Source organism: Sagittula sp. NFXS13 (assembly GCF_040148795.1).
GTDB classification, from domain to species: Bacteria; Pseudomonadota; Alphaproteobacteria; order Rhodobacterales; family Rhodobacteraceae; genus Sagittula; species Sagittula marina.
Genome location: NZ_JAGEMH010000002.1, coordinates 47,565 through 69,717 on the forward strand (window position 1 = coordinate 47,565; position 22,153 = coordinate 69,717).

Sequence of the window (22,153 nt, forward strand, 5' to 3'; positions counted from 1 at the left end):
TTGAGCGTCGACTTCCCGCCTGCTATGCCCAAGACTGACAATATTTAAACCGGAGAGTATCCATGGCAGAGACCAACGGAGGCGCTGAAGCGCCCCAACAGGCGCCGAAGATGAACGTTCTCGCGCAATTCATTCGTGACATGTCGTTTGAAAACATCCTGTCGCAAAAGGGTGTAACCGGCGAAGTTCAACCCGACGTTCAGGTTCAGGTTAATCTTGATGCCAAAAAACGCACGGCCGACAATCAGTACGAAGTCGTGATGAAGCTCAAGGTCGAGTCGAAGTCCAAGTCAAACGCTGAAGTTCTGTTCCTGCTCGAACTTGATTACGTGGGTGTGTTTCATGTCGAGAACGTGCCCGAAGATCAGATGCACCCGTTCTTGCTGATCGAATGCCCGCGCATGCTGTTCCCCTTTGTGCGTCGCATCGTGTCGGACGTCACCCGCGATGGTGGCTTCCCGCCGCTGAACCTGGAGACGATCGATTTTCTGGCTCTCTACCGGGCCGAACTGCAGCGCCGCGCGTCCGAGCAGCCCGCCGGAACCGCCTGACCCTATCGGGATCAGCTCTTCAGCCAAAGAGCAGCATCCCCAAGAGTTTCGACAAAGGCGGCGTGAGCCGCCTTTTCGCTGTCCGACAAACGCGATGGCAAAGGCGTCGGGCGCGGTTGGGGACGCCAATTGCTGTCCAGATCACTGGCACCCGCCGTTTCCTGCACCGCACTCAGACCAAAATCCGGCTGCTTTCCCCCAATCAGTTCGAGATAAACTTCCGCCAAAATCTCCGAGTCGAGCAAAGCACCGTGCAGTGTTCTTGCTGTGTTATCGATGGAAAACCGTCGGCATAACGCGTCGAGCGTGGCCGGAGACCCGGGATATTTCCTGCGCGCCATACCTAGTGTGTCGATAGCGATCTCACTCGGTAGCAAGCGGCGCTTGCTCCACCGAAGCTCCGCATTGAGGAATTTCATATCAAAGCTGGCATTGTGGATGACCAACTTCGCATCGCTACCAACGAATTTTAAAAAATCGTCAGCAATTTCTGCAAAAAGCGGTTTGTCCTTGAGGGTGACCTCACCCGGCTCCGCCGGACGCGGCGAAGACAACAGGTCTGGACCGATGCCATGCACACCAAAAGCTTCGTCCGGCATACCGCGCTCAGGGTTAATGTACTGGTGATAGGTCTTACCTGTGGGCATATGATTGAAAAGTTCAACGGCACCGATTTCAACGATACGGTCCCCCTGCTCGGGTTCGAAGCCGGTCGTCTCTGTGTCGAGTACGATTTCACGCATGGGATAGGGTCTCCTCAATCTCGGCAACGATAGCCTGCACCTGAGCGCGGGCATGTTCCATTGTGTCTGTCTCTATCACCCAATTGGCGCGCGTGCATTTGTCTTCATTCGGCATCTGACGCGCCAGGATCCGCTCAAGATCTGCCACAGTCATTGTGCCACGAGCGAGGACTCGTGCACGTTGCGTTTCACGTGAAACCGAGACGCAGGCCGTGGCATCCATCTCTGCGTCACCACCGGTTTCAAACAGCAATGGAATATCGAAAACGCCGATATCCTGTTTCGCTTCCGTCATGAAATGAACACGATCTTCTTGGACAAGCGGATGTACGATAGCTTCCAACCCTGCCAGCGCTCCACTGTCCTTTGCAATCAAGGCCTTCAGAACACTGCGATCCACCTGCCCCGCCTTCACCGCTTCTGGAAACCGCTCTGAGATAAGTGGAACCGCGGCACCGCCAAGACCATAGAGTCGATGAACCGCGGCGTCTGCATCCCAAACAGCACACCCCACCTCCGCAAACAGCCGGGCGGTTGTGGATTTACCCATGCCGATAGAGCCTGTCAGACCCAGCCGATATTTCATCGAAGTACGGCAGCGCGGGTTTCTTCGTCAATCTCGGGTCTGGTGCCAAACCATCGTTCAAAGCCCGGCACGGCCTGGTGCAATAGCATCCCCAATCCGTCGACCACTGTGCAGCCTGCCGCCTCTGCCTCGGCCAACAGGCGTGTTTGCAAAGGAGTGTAAACAAGGTCCGTCACAACCATGCCTGACGTTAACGCATCAAGCGGCACGCGGAATTCCGGTTTACCGGTCATCCCAAGGGAACTTGTGTTCACCACCGTGGCGCAATCTTCGACTATATTCCCAGCCTGCACCCAATCATAAACAACAATCGTATCGCCGAAGTCCTGGCGCAACTGCTCTGCCCGATCCCGTGAGCGGTTGGATAAGCGAATTTCCGGAACGCCGACATCAATCAACGAGGCAATGACCGCCCGACATGCTCCCCCTGCCCCAAAGACAGCGGCTGGTCCGGTCGTAGGATCCCAACCGGGCGCGCCTTGGCGCAGGTTTTCGATGAAACCAAAGCCGTCGGTGTTGTCCGCGTGGATGCTCCCGTCTTCCTTCAAAACCAATGTATTGGCAGCTCCGATCAGAGTGGCGCGCTCAGATACATGATCCGCGATCTCCATCACCGTTTCTTTGTGTGGAATGGTCACATTTGCGCCAACAAATCCGAGGTCCGGCAAACTACGCAGCGCTGCCTCCAACTTGTCTTCTGCAATCTCCATCGGGACATAGTGCCCGGGAATACCAAATTTTCGAAGCCAATGACTGAACAAACGCGGCGACCGCGAATGCGCCACAGGCGAGCCAATGACACCTGCCAAAGGAATGCGGTGAAGACTCATGCGGAAATGGCTCCTCTTAGCGAAAGATAGTTCAAAAGCTCAACCAGAGGCAGACCGAGGATTGTGAAATTGTCGCCTTGTATGTGCGAAAACAGACGCACACCTTCTTTCTCTAGCTTGTATCCTCCGACCGACGATCCAACGTCAGGCCAGTTTCGGTCAAGATAGGCTTCAAGATATTCGTCTGAAAATGCTCGCATCCCAAGCCGCGCGATCCCAATGTGTCGCCACACCGGTTCACCACCGTCGTAAATGACAGCTGCAGACAGCAACCGATGTGTCTTTCCCCGAAGCCGGAGCAACTGCTCGCGCGCATCATCTCGCGTCTCAGGTTTAGACAGGAGAGACTGTTCCACTTCCAAGACCTGATCACAGCCGAGAACTAGAGCACTCGGTATTCGAGCGGAAATTTTGCGTGCCTTCGCCTCTGCTAACGTATCGGCAACATCTCTAGGCGAGGCTTCTTCAAACAAGAGCGATTCTTTAATCGTCTTTTCGTCGATAGATGCTGGCTGGCACTCAACCACAAGGCCCGCCGATTCGAGCATTTCGCGGCGGATTGACGAACTGGAAGCGAGGATCAAGTCCACTTTCATGTGGGTAAGTCTTTGCATAAACGTGTGCGGTTGTCTGATGATGGTTTTGAGGAAAATTCCCTAAACATGCAAGCGTGTGGGCAAAGCCCTACCTTGTGCCGCCTCTCACATCTTCTGTACGTCTGTGGATACGGATAACTGATGAGGAGAGAACTTCTCTGTGAGGGAGCACCACCCCACAGATTTATCCATGCCAGAAGACAAAAAATAAATTCTCTTTAAGCGGCTGAAATCATTGTAAATTTTGTATTTTTCAAGATGACGTTCACAAGCCTTCCCCCCACTTTATCCTCAGACTTACAACCTGTTAACATTCGTGTTGATATGCCAAGTATCCACAGAAACAGCTCGCACAACGAACATCAAAAACCTTTCTAAATTCTTTATTCTTTAAGGAAGATAGGCTCTCGAACTTGAGCATTGACGGACGAGCTCATGACCTTTACCTGAACGCTTGTTCCTGTTCTGGATCAAACTCTCCCAGTCTACCAAGAAAGCACGCTGCCGCATGGCTTGGCGTGAGGTGTTTCATGACCGAAGAAAAGCTCAACCTCGCCGATCTCAAGGCACAAAGTCCCAAAGTCCTTCTGTCGATGGCAGAAGAGTTGGAGATCGAGAACGCCTCGACCATGCGTAAGGGCGAGATGATGTTCCAGATTCTCCGCGAACGCGCGGATGATGGCTGGCAGATCTTTGGCGACGGTGTTCTGGAAGTTTTGCAGGACGGGTTTGGATTTCTTAGGTCGCCTGAAGCAAACTACTTGCCTGGTCCCGACGACATCTACGTCTCGCCCGATATGATCCGTAAATTCTCGCTTCGCACTGGCGACAGCATCGAAGGCGAAATTAAAGCCCCCGATGGAGAAGAGCGTTATTTCGCTTTGATCTCAGTTGCACGGATCAACTTCGAAGATCCGGACAAGGCCCGTCACAAGATTGCCTTCGACAACCTTACCCCGCTCTATCCAGATGAGCGCCTGAAAATGGAAGTTGAAGACCCGACGATCAGAGACCGTTCTGCCCGTATCATCGATCTCGTCGCTCCGATTGGCAAAGGCCAACGAAGCTTGATCGTGGCCCCGCCGCGAACAGGCAAGACAGTACTGCTCCAGAACATCGCCAACTCGATCGAGAAAAACCATCCAGAGTGTTACTTGATCGTTCTGTTGATCGACGAACGTCCTGAAGAAGTCACGGACATGCAACGCTCAGTTAAAGGTGAGGTCGTCTCGTCTACCTTCGACGAACCTGCGGATCGTCACGTTGCCGTTTCTGAGATGGTTATTGAAAAAGCCAAGCGTCTTGTTGAACATAAGCGAGATGTAGTGATCCTCCTGGATTCGATCACTAGACTTGGTAGGGCGTTCAACACAGTTGTGCCATCTTCTGGCAAAGTTTTGACTGGCGGTGTGGATGCAAACGCCCTGCAACGCCCAAAACGTTTCTTTGGTGCGGCACGTAACATTGAGGAAGGCGGATCGCTGACGATTATTGCCACGGCGCTGATCGATACGGGTTCGCGCATGGACGAAGTGATCTTTGAAGAATTCAAAGGTACAGGCAACTCTGAGATCGTTCTCGATCGAAAGGTCGCAGACAAGCGCGTCTTCCCGGCCCTGGATATTCTCAAGTCAGGTACTCGGAAAGAGGAACTGTTGGTCGACAAAGTTGACCTTCAAAAGACCTTCGTGTTGCGTCGGATCCTGAACCCCATGGGCACTACCGATGCTGTTGAGTTCCTGATTTCGAAGCTTAAGCAAACCAAGACAAATTCAGAGTTTTTCGACTCTATGAACAGCTGAGGCAAATATGGATACGATCTTTGCCTTGGCCTCCGCGCCTGGAAAGGCGGGGGTCGCCGTATTGCGCGTATCTGGACCAGATGCGTGGACGTCGGTCGAGCGGCTGGCGGGGAAAGTTCCCCCGGCGCGAACGACAAGCCTGCGTACGTTAAAAGACGAAGCTGGCATATTTCTCGATCAAGCGATGATTGTCGTTTTTGAGGAAGGTGCTAGCTTCACTGGCGAGCGCATTGCCGAATTCCATCTCCACGGAAGTATTTCCGTGGTAAATGCCGTTTTATCGTTTCTGAGCAAACTTCCGTCTTACAGAATGGCTCAACCTGGCGAGTTTACTCGGAGAGCGCTTGATAATGGTCAACTAGATCTGACCCAAGTCGAAGCATTGTCAGACTTGATCGATGCTGAAACGGAAGCGCAAAGGAAGCAAGCGATCCAGGTTCTGACCGGAGCGCTGTCAGATAAGGTCATTGAATGGCGCGCTAAGTTGGTTCGTGCCGCAGCGTTGCTTGAAGCAACGATTGACTTTGTCGATGAAGATGTTCCTTACGATGTGTCTGATGAAGTCGTTTCTCTGCTCTCCTCAGTAAAAGCGGACTTGGAAACCGAACATTCCGGCGTCGATGCAGCAGAACGCATTCGTTCAGGTTTCGAGGTGGCGATTGTTGGTCCGCCCAACGCTGGGAAGTCGACACTTCTCAACTATCTGGCAGGACGCGAAGCGGCTATTACGTCAGATGTTGCTGGCACCACACGCGATGTCATCGAAGTCCGAATGGATATTCTTGGTCTGGCAGTGACATTCCTCGACACTGCCGGATTGCGTGAGACCTCCGATGTTGTCGAGCAAATTGGTGTAAAGCGCGCGAAAGATCGCGCATCAGCTGCGGATCTGCGGATACACCTTGCCAGAAATGAAGAAGAGCTCCTCCTCCCTGTTCAAAAAGAAGATATAGTTTTGGTTCCCAAGCAGGACCATGGGCATCCTAAGGGCGTATCTGGTCATTCGGGATTTGGTGTTTCAGTCCTGCTAGATAATGTTAAGTCTGTACTGTCCGGGCGTGTTGCCAATGCGGGCTTAGCATCTCGTGCCCGACACAGAGAAAATCTTGGTCTCAGTATATCGTATATAGATCGTGCGTTAACCGAACTTTTAGATGAGAATTTTCAAGCTGATCTTGTGAGTGAAGATATCCGTGTGGCCATCAGATACCTTGAGACCCTGGTTGGTAAAATCAACGTAGAGGACCTGTTAGATGAGATTTTCTCGTCTTTCTGCATCGGTAAGTGAGGAGTGTTTCACGTGAAACAATCGAACTACGACGTTCTTGTAATCGGTGCCGGGCACGCAGGTGCTGACGCGGCTTCAGCGGCTTCTCGTATGGGAGTACGCACCGCACTTGTGACGCTGAAACTGTCCGATATTGGGGTTATGTCTTGTAATCCGGCAATTGGCGGACTTGGTAAAGGCCACCTCGTTCGCGAGATTGATGCGCTCGACGGTTTGATGGGTCGCGTTGCTGACTTCGCGGGTATTCAATTTCGTCTACTCAATCGTCGAAAGGGGCCCGCCGTCCAAGGCCCGCGCGCTCAAGCTGATCGGAAGCGCTATGCCTCCGCGATGACCAAAGCTCTGCATGAAAAACAAAACTTGGATATCATTGAGGGTGAGGTTTCAGACTTAATATTGAGCGGGCCTGACGTCTCAGGGATTGTTTTAGCAGACGGAACGAAAATTTTTGCGCGCGCGGTTGTGTTAACAACCGGAACTTTTTTACGAGGCCTTATCCATATCGGGGATGTAAACTATTCCGGTGGTCGAATGGGTGACAAGGCTTCTCTGACTTTGGCTGAACGTATCGACGATTTTGGACTTCCTCTGGGACGTCTAAAGACGGGTACACCGCCAAGGTTGGACGGGAACACAATCCGCTGGGACGCTTTGGAGGCGCAACCAGGGGATTTCGATCCCGTCATGTTTTCATTTTTGTCGACACGGCCGGCTGCGCGACAAATCTCCTGTGGGATCACACACACGAACGAAGAAACACACGAAATTATACGAGAGAACCTCGGTAAATCTGCAATGTACGGGGGGCACATTGATGGTGTGGGTCCTCGCTATTGCCCGTCAATTGAAGACAAAATCGTCAGATTCGCCGAGAAGACTTCGCACCAGGTCTTTCTTGAACCTGAAGGATTGGACACAGACGTTGTCTATCCTAATGGCATTTCCACCTCTTTGCCTGCCGAGGTTCAGGAAAGCTATGTTCGGAGTATGGCAGGCCTTGAAAGCGTCACCATTCTCCAACCCGGATATGCTATAGAATATGACTTTGTTGACCCTAGAAGTTTGTCTTCTACATTGGAGGTGAAATCAGTAGGTGGTTTGTTTTTAGCTGGCCAAATCAATGGAACAACCGGGTACGAGGAAGCTGCCGCACAGGGGACTGTTGCAGGGCTTAACGCAGCTGCAAAAGCGCTTGATCGAGATCCAATTCGATTCAGCAGGACCGACAGTTATATAGGCGTGATGATCGACGACCTGACCACACGGTCAGTGACTGAGCCATATCGTATGTTTACCAGTCGCGCGGAATTTCGGCTTTCTCTTCGGGCCGATAACGCTGATCAGCGTTTGACGCCTCTGGCCATGAAAATCGGGTGCATTTCCGAAGAGAGGACTCAGGCCTTTGTTAAGAAGCAGGAAGACCTTGAAAAAGCTCGCGACCTCCTGAACGATTTGATGTTTACGCCGAAGGAAGCTCGGGAATTGGGTGTTGCCGTCAACCTAGACGGGACACGGCGGTCAGCCTATCAGCTCCTGTCCCTAAAGGACTGCAGCTTTGCCCAGATTGCAAAAGGCTCCAATGCTTTGTCTGCAATATCAGAAGACATTTCAGCGCAGATTGAAAAGGAAGCTCTGTACGCCAACTACCTTGACCGCCAATCTCGGGATGTCGAAATTCTTAAGCGTGATGAAGCGTTGAGCATTCCCGTGGATTTTGATTACTCTAGTGTTTCAAGCCTTTCGAATGAACTTCGCGCCAAACTGGAAGCGGTCCGTCCCGAGAGTATTGCCCAAGCTTCAAGGATCGAGGGCATGACACCGGCCGGTCTGATGTTGGTTTTGGCTAAACTTCGTCACTCTGTCAGAAAGTCAGCTTGATGTCCTTGAGTTCTATCGCTGGCCTGGATGTTTCACGTGAAACACTGGAGCGGCTGGGCCACTATTTGGAACTCGTAAAAAAGTGGAACCCTAGAATAAACTTGATATCGGCAAAAACTCTGAGCGAAGCCGAGAACCGTCACTTTTACGATTCAGCCCAGGTATTCGCTTTGCTGCCGAAGCACGCCAAGAGCGTTGTGGATTTCGGATCCGGTGGTGGCTTTCCTGGTCTCGTGCTGGCTATTATTGCCACTGAATTAATGCCTGAGATGAACATCACATTGATTGAAGCGGACCAGCGGAAAGCGAGTTTTTTGCGTACAGTTTTGCGCGAAACGTCGGTCTCAGCGACAGTGATCGCAAAGCGGATAGAACAGATTGAGCCGTTGGGTTGTGATGTCGCAACGGCCCGCGCACTGGCACCGCTTCCGCTTTTATGTAACTTCGCTTATCGACATCTTCAGCCTTCCGGATGTGCCCTCTTTCTAAAAGGAAAAACCTGGGGAAAAGAGCTCGAAGATGCACACACGGAATGGAAATTCGAATATACTGCGCATACAAGTCAGACAGACTCCGACGCTGTCATCCTGCATTTGCGAGACATCTCACATGACTGATCCATTGCGTTCTAGCGCGCCGAAAATCATCGCCGTTGCGAACCAAAAAGGCGGCGTGGGTAAAACCACCACGACAATTAACCTCGGTGCGGCGCTCTGCGAAATGGGTCAGAAAGTCCTGATTGTGGACCTGGACCCGCAGGGGAATGCTTCCACTGGTCTGGGTATCGAGATTGAGGATCGTGAACTCACCACGTACGAGCTGTTGGTTGACGATGCAGCGCTGGAGGATGTTATCCTTCCGACCGGGACGGATGGGCTACATCTGATCCCTGCAACGGTCGATCTGAGTTCTGCAGATATGGAACTGATTGCCAATGAAAAGCGCAGCTTTTTGCTGCACGACGCTTTGCGTCAACCGGCAATGGATGCGTTTCAATTCGATGTGATCTTGATCGATTGTCCGCCGTCCCTGAACCTGCTGACTGTTAACGCAATGGTGGCGTCTCATTCCGTCCTCGTCCCGCTTCAAAGTGAATTTTTTGCATTGGAAGGTCTGTCTCAACTCATGCTGACTGTCCGAGAAGTCAGGCAGACAGCTAACCAAGCGCTTCGAATTGAGGGGATTGTTCTCACGATGTATGACGCACGCAATAACCTTTCCCAACATGTGGAAGCCGATGCGCGTGCGAACCTCGGGGAATTGGTGTTCGACACTGTCATCCCGCGCAACGTTCGTGTCAGTGAAGCGCCGTCTTATGCGCTGCCCGTTCTCGCATACGATACCGCGTCAAAGGGCGCAAAAGCGTATAGAGCGCTCGCAGAAGAACTTATCAAAAAGAACGACAAGCGCGCTGCATAAATGCGCGCGAAGGAGGCCACTATGGCAGAGAAGAAAGACACGCGTCGGGGGCTTGGTCGAGGCCTTTCAGCGCTTATGGCAGACGTGGCCCCAGCTGAGGACACTGGACCAACGGAAGCGCCGCGTCGAGCCGATCGGCAACTTCCCATTGAATCTCTTCGCCCCAACCCAGACCAGCCGCGTCGCGTTTTCACGCCGGAGCATCTTGAGGATCTGGCCAATTCTATCCGGACCAAAGGTGTCATTCAGCCACTCATTGTGCGGCCCGATCCCAAAGCGGAGGGGATGTATGAGATTGTCGCGGGTGAACGCCGCTGGCGGGCCTCCCAGATGGCGAAGCTGCACGAGGTTCCGGTTCTTATCCGGGACTTCAACGACACCGAAGTTCTTGAAATCGCCATCATCGAGAACATTCAACGCGCGGACCTGAGCCCGATTGAGGAAGCCGCCGGGTTTCGTCAACTCATGTTCAAATTTGGACACACCCAAGAAAAGCTAGCTGAAGCCTTGGGTAAATCACGGTCGCATATCGCCAACCTGATGCGTCTGTTGAATCTGCCAGAGACAGTTCAGGATATGGTGTCGCAAGGGACCCTTAGCGCCGGGCACGCGCGCGCATTGATCACTGCGCCAAACCCTGAGGAATTGGCAAGGACCATTGCGGAGAAGGGCCTCTCCGTTCGTGAAACGGAGAAGCTGGTCAAGTCTGGCCCGAACCCTGAAAAGCCGAAAAAACCTTCGGTTGAAGGTGGGGTCAATGTCGGAAAAGATGCGGACACCAAGGCTCTTGAAGGAGATCTATCTGCTGCTTTGGGTATGAAAGTGTTTATCGATCACAAAGCGGGGTCTGAGAAGGGTCGCGTTTCGATATCCTACGAGAGTCTAGAGGACCTGGATACACTCTGTGCTCTGCTCAGCACGCATCGTTAAGGTACCAACTTTTCGATCACGCTGTTCAAAACCAATCGACCTCTCGGCGTTGCCCACAGCCGAGAGGTGTCAGATGCAACCAGACCCATCTCGGACAAACCCTTGATCTGGTCCTCTGTTGCAAAATCGTTCGACATGCGGTGGAGCTTGGGCAAATCTATACCTTCGTTCAGCCGAAGACCCATGATGAGGTATTCCGCGGCCTGTTCATCGGACGGCGCAATCAGTCGGGTTTCTTCTCCGTTCCCACGTTCCGCGGCAGCCAACCAGGCTCCGGGCATTTTATGGGCGACCGTTTCCTGGCGGCCCGATGGTGTCGTGAAACGACCATGCGCGCCAGGGCCCACAGCCATCCAGTCTCCATAGCGCCAGTAGACCAGATTATGGCGCGACTCCGCACCGGGACGCGCATGATTGGATACCTCATATGCGGACATGCCCGCTGCGGCGCAGACCTCTTGCGTCAGATCATACATATCCGCGCCAAGATCTTCACTTGGAAGCCCGCGTAGCCCACCGCGTTCCGCTCGATCCCAAAACGCAGTCCCTGGCTCCAACGTCAATTGATAGAGCGAGAAGTGATCCACAGCCATGTCCAAGGCTTCTCGAAGCTCGACTTCCCAGTCGCGAAGGCTTTGGCCCTGACGGGCATAGATCAGGTCGAAGCTCACCCTGTCGAACACTTCGCGTGCGATGCCGAAAGCGGCCCGAGCTTCGTTGACGTCATGCAAGCGGCCCAGCTTCTTAAGATCGGGTGCACGCAAGGACTGCACTCCAAGAGACACGCGATTGACGCCTGCCCTCGCGTAGCCCTCAAAGCGCGCGGCTTCGACGGATCGTGGGTTGGCCTCCAGAGAAATTTCTATGTTGTTTGAAAAGGTCCAGCAGTCCCGCGCGGCGTCGATCACCTGCGCCACCGTTTCAGACGCCATGAGAGATGGCGTGCCACCGCCAAAGAAAATGGAGGTCAAGACCCGCCCGGGCACCTCGGCGGCGACGCGGCGAACCTCGGCAGCGAGGGCGTTGGCCCATCGGGTTTGGTCGATTTTACTGACCACGTGGCTGTTGAAGTCACAGTAGGGGCACTTGGCTTCGCAGAAGGGCCAGTGAACGTATAGCCCAAAGCCCCCCTGCTGCCAGTTTTCGAGCACGACCTCAGGCAAAACAGCCGTCGACGAACTTCTTGAACGCATCAGCACGGTGGCTGATCTCGTTCTTTTTCCAACGGTCCATTTCACCAAAAGTGATGTCAAAGCCTTCGGGGACGAAGATGGGGTCGTATCCGTGCCCCTGTGCCCCGCGCATCGGCCAGACCACTTGTCCCTCCATGACACCGGGGAAGACATGATCGCTGCCATCGGTCAATGCCAAAACCAAAGTACAGCAGAACCGCGCGGTCCAAGGTTCCGCTGCGCCCTTCTCGACCAGCTTGTCGTGCGCCTTCGTCATGGCCATGACGAAATCTCTCCCATTGGGCGTTTCGGCCCAGTCGGCGGTGTAGACACCGGGTGCCTTGTCCAGTGCGTCGATTTCGATCCCACTGTCGTCGGAAAGTGCGGGCAAGCCGGTGGCCTGTGCCGCAGCATGCGCCTTGATCCGGGCATTTTCAATGAAGGTCGTGCCGGTTTCCTCTGGCTCTGGAAGGCCCATTTCCTTTGCGCCAACACAGGTCACGCCAAAGGGCTCCAGCAGAGCCTTGATTTCGTCCAGCTTGCCTTGGTTGTGCGTCGCCACCAGCAGCTTGTCGCCAATTTGTTCCCGCATCAGCTTACCGCGGCCTTTTGCGCCGCCACCAGTTCAGCCGCACCCTTTTCGGCGAGGCCCATCAAGTCATCCATCTGTGCGCGAGAAAAAACGGAGCCTTCAGCGCTCATCTGGACTTCGATCAGAGCACCATCGCCACGCAGGATGAAGTTTCCATCCACACCAGCTTCGCTGTCCTCGGGGTAGTCGAGGTCCAAAATCGGCTGCCCGGCGTAGATGCCACAGGACACCGCGGCCACAGGCGACACCAGCGGATCAGTGACGATATCGCCCGCTTTGATCAATTTGTTTACGGCCAGACGGAGTGCCACCCAACCGCCGGTGATAGATGCACAACGGGTTCCGCCATCCGCTTGAATGACGTCGCAATCCACTGTGATCTGACGTTCGCCAAGCGCGTTGCGATCCACACCGGCGCGCAACGCGCGACCGATCAGGCGCTGGATTTCGACCGTGCGGCCGCCTTGCTTGCCCATCGTGGATTCACGGCGCATTCGTGATGTGGTGGACCGCGGCAACATTCCGTATTCTGCGGTCACCCAGCCCTGCCCCGACCCTTTGATGAATGGCGGCACTCGTGGCTCCAGCGATGCGGTACACAGCACATGCGTGTCGCCCATCTTGATCATGCACGACCCTTCGGCGTGCTTCGTCACCCCGGTTTCGATTGAAACCGCGCGCATTTCGCTTAATTCTCTTCCTGACGGTCGCATGGTGTATCCTTTCATTGTCCCTATCGGGATAGACAGGGCACCGAGTAAAGCGCAACCCCGATTGACGCCACGCGCATGTCCTCTTTAATGGCCCTTGAAGGGATACCAATGACCCAGACAAATGATCTTCTGGCACAGATGAACGCTCGCTCCCGCGAGGTGTTCCGCCGTGTGGTCGAAGGATATCTGGACACCGGCGAGCCAGTGGGCTCCCGAACCTTGACGCGGACCCTTACGGAAAAGGTATCTGCCGCGACGATTCGCAACGTGATGCAAGATCTGGAATACCTTGGCCTGCTCAACAGCCCGCATGTTTCTGCGGGTCGGATTCCGACGCAAACAGGCCTGAGGATGTTCGTTGACGGTCTTCTCGAGGTCCGAGAGTTGGATAATCTCGACCGAGAGGCGTTGGACGCGACCGCCGGGCGCAGCTCCGACGATGTGGGTGGGTTATTGGATCATGTTGGCTCGGCACTGTCCGGGGTCACACGTGGCGCGTCTTTGGTCCTGACGCCCAAACACGAAGCGCCGTTGAAACACATAGAATTTGTCTCGCTGTCTCAGGAACGCGCGCTTGTGGTTATCGTTTTTGCTGACGGTCATGTGGAAAACCGCGTGTTTACGCCGCCGCCGGGACTCACGCCCTCTGCGATGCGCGAAGCGGCAAATTTCATCAATTCGCTGGTGGAGGGGCGCACGCTTTCCGGTCTTCGAAAAGTGATGGAGGCGGAGATCACGCGCCGTCGGACAGAAATCGACACGCTCGCGTCGGATCTTATCGACGCGGGTATCGCAGTGTGGGACGGTCAGGACACGCGCACGGAACGTCTGATCGTTCGGGGGCGCGCGAACCTGATTGATGAAGCCGCCGAAGAGGAGCTGGACCGAATCCGTAGCCTGTTTGATGACCTCGAACGCAAGCGTGACATCGCCGAATTCCTTGAATTGACCGAAGATGGCGAGGGAGTCCGCATTTTTATTGGGTCTGAGAACAAACTTTTCTCACTTTCGGGTTCCTCTCTGGTGGTGTCTCCATATATGAACGCAGACCGAAAGATTATCGGTGCGGTCGGGGTGATTGGCCCCACCCGTCTGAACTATGGGCGGATCGTTCCGATCGTGGATTATACAGCGCAACTGGTCGGCAAGCTTATCACCGACCGGAGCCAGAGGTGAAGAATGGCAGATCCGAAAGAAGAAGACTTCCTCGACGATATCGACAGCGCCGAAGCTGAAGCTTACGCGCAAGACGAAGAGGAGATGGACGACGTGGCAGTCGAAGTTGATGCTCTGCGCGCAGAGCGCGACGAGATGAAAGACAAATTCATGCGCGCCTTGGCCGATGCGGAAAACGCTCGCAAGCGCGCAGCAAAGGACCGTCAGGAGGCGCAAGCCTACGGCGGAACGCGCATCGCGCGTGACCTCCTCCCCGTTTATGACAACTTGAACCGTGCCTTGCTTGCGGCGAAGGAAACGGACTCCGGCGCGTCAACCGCGTTGGTCGAAGGCGTGGAGTTGACGCTCAAAGAGCTTTTGAACGTCTTCGACCGTCACGGAGTGAAGCGAATTGTCCCCGAAATCGGCGACAAGTTCGATCCCAAAGAGCACGAAGCCATGTTCGAGGCCCCAGTACCGGGCACCGTTGCGGGGGAGATCATTCAAGTCTCCACCGAGGGCTTTCTGCTCTATGATCGCCTCTTGCGCCCGGCGCAGGTCGGGGTCAGTTCGACCCCGGCGTAAGCCAGCAGATTCGACATGAAAAAGCCGGGCGATTTGCCCGGCTTTTTACGTTTCAGTCATAAGGTCGAGGTCACACAGATTTCGCCAGACCCTTCAACTCATAAAGCGCCTGCAGCGCCTCTCGTGGCGACATATCATCGGGCGTGATGGATTTTAGCCGCTCTTCCAGTTCCGAAGGTGTTTCCCGTGAAACCGTCTGTGGAGCGGCTTTTGTTGCGACAGAAAACAGCGGCAAATCGTCAATCAGCGCTTTGGGGGATGCGCGTTCCCGCTCGCCCTTCTCCAACGCTTCGAGGACATCGCGTGCGCGGGTGATAACCGCTTTTGGCAGCCCTGCGAGTTGCGCAACTTGCACGCCGTAGGACCGATCTGCGGCCCCCTCTCGGACTTCGTGCAAAAAGATTACGTCGCCTTCCCACTCTTTCACCGCCACTGTGGCGTTTTTCACGCCCGCCAGTTTGCCGGCCAACACCGTCAATTCGTGGTAGTGCGTGGCAAACAGACCGCGCACGCGGTTTACCTCATGAAGGTGTTCGAGCGTGGCCCAGGCAATGGACAAACCGTCATAGGTCGCTGTGCCGCGACCGATCTCGTCCAGAATGACCAAGGCATGCGCGTCGGCCTGGTTGAGGATGGCTGCGGTTTCCACCATTTCCACCATGAAGGTCGATCTGCCACGGGCAAGATCATCCGAGGCCCCCACGCGTGAGAAGATCTGGCTGACCACGCCTATATGCGCTGACTGTGCGGGAACATAGGAGCCGATCTGAGCCAGTAATGCGATCAGCGCGTTCTGGCGCAGATAGGTCGATTTACCAGCCATGTTGGGGCCCGTCAGCAGCGTGACCGACGCCGCCTCGCCCTCCGCCGTCAGACCACAGTCGTTTGCGATGAAGGGGTCTCCGGATTTCTGCAGAGCGGCCTCCACCACGGGATGTCGCCCGCCGTCGATCTGGAACGCGCGACTGTCGTCCACGAGCGGCAGACACCAATCTCTCTGCCGCGCCAGTTCGGCCAGCCCTAGCGCAAGATCGAATTCCGCCAGAGCGCTGGCCAGTTCGCCCAGCACGCTGGCGGAGCTTAGAATTTCGGCTTTTAAGGTGTCATAGAGCCGCTTTTCGATTTCGGCGACATCGTTGCCGGCATTCAGAATACGCGTTTCCAGTTCCGACAGTTCAGTTGTGGTGAAGCGCACTTGGTTGGCGGTTGTCTGACGGTGAATAAATCTTTCATTCAGCGCATGCATCTTCTCGGCGTGGGTGGTTGTGACTTCGATAAAGTAGCCCAAAACGTTGTTGTGCTTGATCTTAAGCGAGCCAATCCCGGTTTCCTGTGCGTATTCCCCCTGCATCCGGGCAATGACGCCCCTGCCCTCGTCGCGCAGCGTTCGGGACTGGTCCAGCCCGTCATCGTACCCCGGCGCGATAAACCCACCGTCGGCCACACGCAAAGGCGGTTCGGCCACCAAGGCGGAGTCCAAAAGCTCCAACAAAGCGTCGTGCCCGGTCAAACAGGCTCTACTCCGGCCCAAAAGGGCCGGCAGGTCTACGCCCTCCAAGCGTTCAGACAGGCCCAAAGCCTGCGACAGCGCGTTGCGCACGGCGGCTAGATCTCGGGGACCGGCACGGTCCAAAGCGAGCCGAGACAATGCGCGTTCCACGTCGGGAACCCGCCGCAGCACCTCTCGCAATGCGTCAGAGAACGAGCCTTCGACACCCCAGCGCACGGCTTCCAGGCGTTCGTGTATGGTCAACAGATCCTGAGAGGGCGAAGACACCCGGCGTTCCAGCAAGCGCGCACCGCCGGCCGTCACCGTGCGGTCAATCGTCGCCAGCAGGCTCCCTGCCCGTCCGCCGGACATGGCAGCCGTCAGTTCCAGATTGCGCCGTGTGGCGGCGTCGATCTGCATCAGCCTTGCGCCAGCCTCCTGCTTTGGTGGCAGGAGCAGCGGCAAACGGCCCTTTTGCGTGATGTCGAGATAGTCGACCAAGGCACCCATGGCGGACAGCTCTGCGCGATCAAATGTGCCGAAGCCAGCCAGCGTCGCGACGTTAAACGTGGAACAAAGCCGCCCGTCCGCCGCGCCGCTGTCAAAGGAAGATGCGCCAAGTGTGGTTGCTTCGATCCCCAGGTCGCCCAGAACTTCTCGCAGCATCTCGTCGGTCTTTTCGGACACCAACACCTCGGACGGCGCGAGCCTTGCCAATTCCGCGCCAATGCGCGCCTGGCCCAAGGGCATCACATGAAACGCCCCGGTGGATATATCGGCCCAGGCCAATGCCCATTCGTCTCTGACATTGCCCAAAGCACACAGGTAGTTGTGCCGCCTGGCTTCTAGCAGCGTGTCCTCTGTCAACGTGCCCGGGGTAACCAGACGCACCACATCGCGTTTCACTACGGACTTGTAGCCGCGTTTCTTGGCCTCTTCCGGTGATTCCAACTGCTCGCCGACGGCGACGCGGAACCCCTTGCGGATCAGCGTCAAAAGGTAGCCTTCTGCCGCATGCACAGGTACACCGCACATGGCGATATCCTCTCCCTCGTGTTTACCGCGTTTCGTCAGGGCGATATCCAGTGCCTCCGATGCCGCAACCGCGTCGTCGAAGAACAATTCATAGAAATCACCCATGCGGTAGAACAGCAAAGCGTCAGGGTACTGCGCTTTGATTTCCAAATATTGCGCCATCATGGGTGTGACGGTACTTTTATTTCCTTTGTTAGCGCTCACAACTCTTTTCCCCGTCCGTTCGCCGTGACAGTAAGGCCACCGACCCATGGGTAAAACCAGATTTCCAGGCAGGATCACATGTCAAAAGTGAAGTTCACCCGCGAGGAAGCCCTCGCCTTTCACCTCGAACCGACTCCCGGCAAGTGGGAGGTCACGGCCACGGTCCCTATGACCACGCAGCGCGACCTGTCGCTGGCTTACTCTCCGGGTGTGGCCGTGCCTTGCGAAGATATCGCTGCAAACCCCGAACTGGCGTATGATTACACCAATAAGGGCAACCTCGTCGCGGTGATTTCCAACGGGACTGCGGTTCTGGGGCTGGGCAATCTGGGGGCGCTAGGGTCAAAACCGGTGATGGAGGGCAAATCTGTTCTCTTCAAGCGTTTTGCCGATGTGAACTCCATCGACATTGAGCTGGACACCGAAGACCCCGATGCCTTCTGCGAGGCGGTGCGTCTGATGGGCCCGACCTTCGGAGGGATCAACCTCGAAGACATCAAGGCGCCCGAATGCTTCATCATCGAGCAGCGCCTGAAGGAAGAGATGGACATCCCCGTCTTTCACGACGACCAGCACGGCACCGCGGTGATCTGTGCCGCCGGTTTGATCAACGCCCTGCATCTGTCGGGCAAAAAGATCGAAGACGTGAAAATCGTGCTGAACGGCGCAGGTGCGGCTGGCATCGCTTGCATCGAACTGCTGAAATCCATGGGAGCCAAAAACGACCATTGTATCGTCTGTGACACCAAGGGCGTGATCTACCAAGGGCGCACAGAAGGTATGAACCAGTGGAAATCGGCCCACGCCGTAGCCACGGAATTGCGCACGCTCGAAGACGCCATGAAGGGCGCAGATGTGTTCCTTGGCGTCTCTGCAAAAGGGGCGGTCACGCAACAGATGGTTCAGGACATGGCCGACGACCCGGTTATTTTCGCCATGGCCAATCCCGATCCGGAGATCACCCCGGAAGAGGCTCATGAAGTGCGTCCCGACGCCATCGTCGCAACCGGTCGTTCAGATTATCCGAACCAGGTGAACAACGTCCTCGGATTTCCCTATCTGTTCCGGGGCGCATTGGACATTCACGCCCGCGCAATCAACGACGAGATGAAAATCGCCTGTGCCGAGGCGCTCGCCGAACTGGCGCGCGAGGATGTGCCTGACGAGGTTGGTCTCGCCTATGGCAAGACGCTGTCCTTTGGCCGTGACTACATCATCCCGACGCCGTTCGATCCCCGGCTGATCTGGCGCATTCCGCCCGCCGTGGCAAAGGCCGGTATGGACACCGGTGCGGCGCGCCGTCCTATTGTGGATATGGAAGGGTACACTGAGCGGCTGAAGGGTCGCATGGACCCGACCACGCCGATCCTTCGGTCGATCAACAACCGGGCCCGTGCGGCACAGGCGCGTATGATCTTTGCCGAGGGTGACGATCCACGCGTCTTGCGGGCGGCGGTGATGTACCAGCGCAATGGCTTCGGCAAGGCGTTGGTCGTGGGCCGTGATTCCGACGTAAAGCAAAAGCTGGAAGAGGCCGGGCTCGCTGACGCCGTGCGTGAGCTGGAGGTGGTGAACGCCGCCAACACGCGTCACCTCGATATGTATAAGGACTTTCTTTACGAGCGGTTGCAGCGACGTGGCATGGACCGGCAGGACATCCACCGTCTAGCAGCGCGAGACCGCCACGTATTTGCCGCGCTGATGTTGGCGCACGGGCACGGAGACGGGCTTGTGACCGGGGCGACGCGCAAATCCGCGCACGTGATGCAGTTGTTGAACCACGTGTTCGACGCCGATGCCAAACACGGTGCAGCCGGTGTTACGGCGATCCTGCACAAGGGCAAAGTGGTTCTGATTTCCGACACGCTGGTCCATGAATGGCCCGATGAGGAGGATCTCGCCACCATCGCGGAACGTGCCGCCGATGTTGCAAAGCACCTCGGCCTTGAGCCACGCGTGGCTTTTGTCAGCTTCTCCACCTTTGGCTATCCGGTGTCTGAGCGCGCGGAAAAAATGCATCTTGCGCCGCGAGTTCTGGACCGTCGTAAGGTGTCGTTCGAGTACGAAGGTGAAATGACGGTGGATGTCGCCCTGAACGAAAAGGCACGCGCCGCGTATCCGTTCCAGCGTCTTAGCGGTCCGGCCAACATCCTTGTGGTGCCGGCGCGGCACTCGGCGTCGATATCTGTCAAGCTGATGCAGGAAATGGCAGGCGCTACGGTGATCGGCCCGATCCTTGCGGGTGTCGATCACTCCATCCAGATCTGTTCGACCAACGCGACGGCGAACGATATCTTGAACATGGCGGTTCTGTCGGCCTGTAAGGTCGGTTAATTCGGGGCTAAGGTGGGGCAACAGCCCCACCCTACGCCTCGGAGTGCCCATGACGATCTTCAACCTCGGATCTATCAACGCGGACATAGTGTACCGCGTGCCGCACTTGCCCCTGCCCGGTGAAACTCTCTCCACCACTGGTTTTCAGCGCGGACTTGGGGGCAAGGGCGCGAATATGTCCATCGCGGCGGCGCGCGCGGCCGGACGCGTGGTGCATATCGGCGCGGTTGGCCGCGATGGCGATTGGGCGGTCCAGAGCCTGATGGAAAGCGGCGTCCACACACAGCACATCCAGCGCGCCGAGACCACGGGTCACGCCATCATCTATGTTGATGAAACGGGCGAAAATACGATTGTCATTCATCCGGGCGCGAACCGAGAGATTTCCATGTCTTCCGTGATTGCGGCCCTGTCGGAGGCGACGCAGGGCGATACGTTCGTCACCCAGAACGAAACCAATATGCAGGCCGACGCCGTGCGCATCGCTGCGTCCAAAGGGATGCGCGTGGCCTACGCTGCCGCGCCGTTCGACGCAGACGCGATTCAGGCCGTTCTTGGCGACCTCGACCTTTTGGTGCTGAACCAGGTCGAAGCGCAGCAGCTGGAGACGGCCACAGGCCAGACGCTGACAGACATCGGCGTTCCGGATGTTGTGATGACCCTTGGGGCCAAAGGGTGCCGCTGGTTTCACGGGAAACAGGCGCAGGACTTTTCGGCCCACAAAGTCACCCCAGTGGATACCACCGGGGCTGGCGATACCTTTACCGGCTATTTGCTGGCGGGTCTGGACCGCGGCGAGCCGATGGAACAGGCCATTCGGCTCGCCCAGAAAGCCGGCGCCCTGATGGTCCAGCGCCAAGGCACGGCGGATGTGATCCCGGACCTCAAGGACGTGCGCGATGCCTTCCCGTCGTAATCAGTTTACGAACGGCGCTGCGTCGCCCCAAAGCTCTTTGACTCGGGCATCTCGCCCGCAGGCGTCACGGTAACGTTTGTAGGCATCTTTCATCTTGATTGGGCCAAAGCGTGTCAGGATGCGGTCTTCGCCTTTGTAATAGTCCTGATGGTAATCCTCGGCTTGATAGAAGGCCGCGCCGTCCAGAATTGGCGTCACGATGGACTGGCCCAAAGCCTGTTCCGCCGCAGCTTTTGCGGCTTCGGCTGCTTTGCGTTGGTCCGGCCCGTCCACGAAAATCGCCGTGCGATAGCTGTCGCCCCGGTCGCAGAACTGGCCCCCCGCGTCCGTCGGGTCAATCGAGCGGAAGAACGTGTCATACAGCGCTTTCGCAGTTACCTGAGACGGATCGTATGTGATTTCGACCGCCTCATAGTGACCAGTGCCGCCGCGCGTCACTTGCTTGTACGTCGGGTTGGCAACCGTCCCGCCGGTAAAGCCAGAGACAGCCTCTGATACGCCTTTGACCTTTTCGAAGTCGGCCTCGACGCACCAGAAACAGCCACCTGCGACGGTGATTTCGGCGGCGTCGGCTGGTTGGGCCTGTGCGCCGGTGACGATCATCAGGGACAACGCCCCCAGGCAGGATTTGCGAAAGTTGGTCATGACTGGTCTCCTCTTTGCAGCCAGCCTGCCCACGGTCTCTTCTGTCTGGCAACAGTATGAAGCACGCTTTCACCTTATGGTGACCGGCGCGTGAAGGCCGGTGCCAGGCGCGTTCTCATGAAGACAATTAAAAAAATTAAAAATTTTGAAACTACACCCCCGCGCACAGCGTGACTAAGGGCGTCCAGGACGGATCGTTCATCGGTTCGCCAGCCTATTTCGAAAGGATTTTAGTATGAAAACGCGTATTTTGACCGCCGCCGCTTTGATCGCAACAGCTTCCACCGCGTTCGCGGCCAGCCACTCCATGACACCGATGGTCGACGCCTCTGACCAATCCGTGGAAAACGGCGTCGTGTCGGCCGACAAGATCGTCGCAGACGCCAACGGCTGGTTGGTCGTGCACCGTACAGACGCCGAGATGAAGCCGGGCCCCGTTGTTGGTCATGCGCCGCTGCGTAAGGGTGAGACGATGGATGTGGCCGCGATCCTGACCGAAGATGTGGCCGCAGGCGACATGCTGATGTTGATGGTCCATTCCGAAGCAGGCGGTACGGAGACTGGCATCTTCGAATACACGCTCGGTGCGAAGGAAGACGGCCCGATCAAGATCGACGACAAGCTCGTCATGACCGTGATCACCGCGCAATAGATACATCGCAGCAAGCCTGTGCCGCTCTTTGGGTGGCT

The 22,153-nt window shown here is 56.1% G+C and carries 21 protein-coding genes; 12 read left to right on the forward strand and 9 right to left on the reverse strand.

Annotation, left to right across the window (positions count from 1 at the left end):
- The first annotated feature begins 62 nt into the window (after nucleotides 1-62).
- Nucleotides 63-551, forward strand: a complete 489-nt coding sequence (gene secB / locus J4E08_RS04645; RefSeq protein ID WP_183962298.1) for a protein-export chaperone SecB — start codon at nucleotides 63-65, stop codon at nucleotides 549-551.
- An 11-nt stretch (nucleotides 552-562) separates the two neighbouring features.
- On the opposite strand, the gene dnaQ is transcribed toward secB, so the two are convergent.
- Genes dnaQ through J4E08_RS04665 form a run of 4 tightly spaced genes read right to left on the reverse strand, consistent with a single transcriptional unit; the run spans nucleotide 563 to nucleotide 3,306 of the window.
- Nucleotides 563-1,294: a DNA polymerase III subunit epsilon gene (gene dnaQ / locus J4E08_RS04650; RefSeq protein ID WP_183962300.1), complete on the reverse strand. Its 732-nt coding sequence runs from the start codon at nucleotides 1,292-1,294 to the stop codon at nucleotides 563-565.
- Nucleotides 1,287-1,880 carry a dephospho-CoA kinase gene (gene coaE, locus J4E08_RS04655; protein ID WP_349537499.1) on the reverse strand — a complete coding sequence of 198 codons (594 nt, stop codon included), beginning with the start codon at nucleotides 1,878-1,880 and terminating at the stop codon, nucleotides 1,287-1,289. Before coaE ends, dnaQ begins: the two co-directional genes overlap by 8 nt.
- Nucleotides 1,877-2,710 (reverse strand): shikimate dehydrogenase, encoded by an 834-nt coding sequence (locus J4E08_RS04660; protein ID WP_349537500.1) that lies wholly within the window; start codon nucleotides 2,708-2,710, stop codon nucleotides 1,877-1,879. Before J4E08_RS04660 ends, coaE begins: the two co-directional genes overlap by 4 nt.
- Nucleotides 2,707-3,306, reverse strand: coding sequence for a Maf family protein (locus J4E08_RS04665; protein WP_349537501.1), 600 nt, complete (start codon nucleotides 3,304-3,306; stop codon nucleotides 2,707-2,709). The genes J4E08_RS04660 and J4E08_RS04665 overlap by 4 nt, the downstream gene beginning before the upstream one ends.
- Nucleotides 3,307-3,836: 530 nt before the next feature.
- On the opposite strand from J4E08_RS04665, the gene rho reads away from it, so the two are divergent.
- From rho to J4E08_RS04695, 6 genes are read left to right on the forward strand one after another with little or no spacing between them, the layout of a single operon-like run.
- Nucleotides 3,837-5,108 carry a transcription termination factor Rho gene (gene rho / locus J4E08_RS04670; RefSeq protein ID WP_183962308.1) on the forward strand — a complete coding sequence of 424 codons (1,272 nt, stop codon included), beginning with the start codon at nucleotides 3,837-3,839 and terminating at the stop codon, nucleotides 5,106-5,108.
- 7 nt (nucleotides 5,109-5,115) lie between these two features.
- Nucleotides 5,116-6,396, forward strand: a complete 1,281-nt coding sequence (gene mnmE, locus J4E08_RS04675; RefSeq protein WP_349537502.1) for a tRNA uridine-5-carboxymethylaminomethyl(34) synthesis GTPase MnmE — start codon at nucleotides 5,116-5,118, stop codon at nucleotides 6,394-6,396.
- A gap of 3 nt (nucleotides 6,397-6,399) precedes the next feature.
- Complete coding sequence (gene mnmG, locus J4E08_RS04680; protein WP_349537503.1) at nucleotides 6,400-8,274, forward strand: tRNA uridine-5-carboxymethylaminomethyl(34) synthesis enzyme MnmG; 1,875 nt, start codon at nucleotides 6,400-6,402, stop codon at nucleotides 8,272-8,274.
- Nucleotides 8,274-8,891, forward strand: a complete 618-nt coding sequence (gene rsmG / locus J4E08_RS04685; protein WP_349537504.1) for a 16S rRNA (guanine(527)-N(7))-methyltransferase RsmG — start codon at nucleotides 8,274-8,276, stop codon at nucleotides 8,889-8,891. Before mnmG ends, rsmG begins: the two co-directional genes overlap by 1 nt.
- Entirely contained in the window at nucleotides 8,884-9,693 is an 810-nt protein-coding gene (locus J4E08_RS04690) for a ParA family protein (RefSeq protein ID WP_183962315.1), read from the forward strand. The genes rsmG and J4E08_RS04690 overlap by 8 nt, the downstream gene beginning before the upstream one ends.
- Before the next feature lie 21 nt (nucleotides 9,694-9,714).
- The gene (locus J4E08_RS04695) at nucleotides 9,715-10,623 is read left to right on the forward strand and encodes a ParB/RepB/Spo0J family partition protein (RefSeq protein WP_349537505.1); all 909 of its coding nucleotides are present in this window, start codon (nucleotides 9,715-9,717) and stop codon (nucleotides 10,621-10,623) included.
- Here J4E08_RS04695 and hemW read toward each other — a convergent pair.
- From hemW to rph, 3 genes are read right to left on the reverse strand one after another with little or no spacing between them, the layout of a single operon-like run.
- A complete protein-coding gene (hemW, locus tag J4E08_RS04700) occupies nucleotides 10,620-11,816 on the reverse strand; it encodes a radical SAM family heme chaperone HemW (protein ID WP_349537506.1) in 1,197 nt (398 codons plus the stop codon). The two genes, J4E08_RS04695 and hemW, sit on opposite strands and share 4 nt — an antisense overlap.
- Nucleotides 11,779-12,387, reverse strand: a complete 609-nt coding sequence (gene rdgB / locus J4E08_RS04705) for an RdgB/HAM1 family non-canonical purine NTP pyrophosphatase (RefSeq protein WP_349537507.1) — start codon at nucleotides 12,385-12,387, stop codon at nucleotides 11,779-11,781. Before rdgB ends, hemW begins: the two co-directional genes overlap by 38 nt.
- Nucleotides 12,387-13,100, reverse strand: coding sequence for a ribonuclease PH (gene rph, locus J4E08_RS04710; RefSeq protein ID WP_349537508.1), 714 nt, complete (start codon nucleotides 13,098-13,100; stop codon nucleotides 12,387-12,389). The genes rdgB and rph overlap by 1 nt, the downstream gene beginning before the upstream one ends.
- Nucleotides 13,101-13,208: 108 nt before the next feature.
- Between rph and hrcA the strand changes: the two genes are divergently transcribed.
- On the forward strand, nucleotides 13,209-14,276 hold the full coding sequence (gene hrcA / locus J4E08_RS04715) for a heat-inducible transcriptional repressor HrcA (protein WP_349537509.1): 1,068 nt from the start codon (nucleotides 13,209-13,211) through the stop codon (nucleotides 14,274-14,276).
- Between the two features lie 3 nt (nucleotides 14,277-14,279).
- Nucleotides 14,280-14,840: a nucleotide exchange factor GrpE gene (locus tag J4E08_RS04720; RefSeq protein WP_183962327.1), complete on the forward strand. Its 561-nt coding sequence runs from the start codon at nucleotides 14,280-14,282 to the stop codon at nucleotides 14,838-14,840.
- Between the two features lie 70 nt (nucleotides 14,841-14,910).
- Here J4E08_RS04720 and mutS read toward each other — a convergent pair whose 3' ends face one another.
- Nucleotides 14,911-17,529 carry a DNA mismatch repair protein MutS gene (mutS, locus tag J4E08_RS04725; protein ID WP_349537510.1) on the reverse strand — a complete coding sequence of 873 codons (2,619 nt, stop codon included), beginning with the start codon at nucleotides 17,527-17,529 and terminating at the stop codon, nucleotides 14,911-14,913.
- Between the two features lie 117 nt (nucleotides 17,530-17,646).
- Here mutS and J4E08_RS04730 point away from each other — a divergent pair, with 117 nt between their 5' ends.
- Nucleotides 17,647-19,902, forward strand: coding sequence for an NADP-dependent malic enzyme (locus J4E08_RS04730; protein ID WP_183962331.1), 2,256 nt, complete (start codon nucleotides 17,647-17,649; stop codon nucleotides 19,900-19,902).
- Between the two features lie 49 nt (nucleotides 19,903-19,951).
- A complete protein-coding gene (locus tag J4E08_RS04735) occupies nucleotides 19,952-20,818 on the forward strand; it encodes a ribokinase (RefSeq protein ID WP_349537511.1) in 867 nt (288 codons plus the stop codon).
- On the opposite strand, the gene msrA is transcribed toward J4E08_RS04735, so the two are convergent.
- Complete coding sequence (gene msrA / locus J4E08_RS04740) at nucleotides 20,819-21,463, reverse strand: peptide-methionine (S)-S-oxide reductase MsrA (protein WP_502949243.1); 645 nt, start codon at nucleotides 21,461-21,463, stop codon at nucleotides 20,819-20,821. It abuts the gene before it with no gap.
- A gap of 235 nt (nucleotides 21,464-21,698) precedes the next feature.
- On the opposite strand from msrA, the gene J4E08_RS04745 reads away from it, so the two are divergent.
- Nucleotides 21,699-22,115 carry a DUF7282 domain-containing protein gene (locus tag J4E08_RS04745; protein WP_349537512.1) on the forward strand — a complete coding sequence of 139 codons (417 nt, stop codon included), beginning with the start codon at nucleotides 21,699-21,701 and terminating at the stop codon, nucleotides 22,113-22,115.
- The last annotated feature ends 38 nt before the right edge of the window (nucleotides 22,116-22,153 follow it).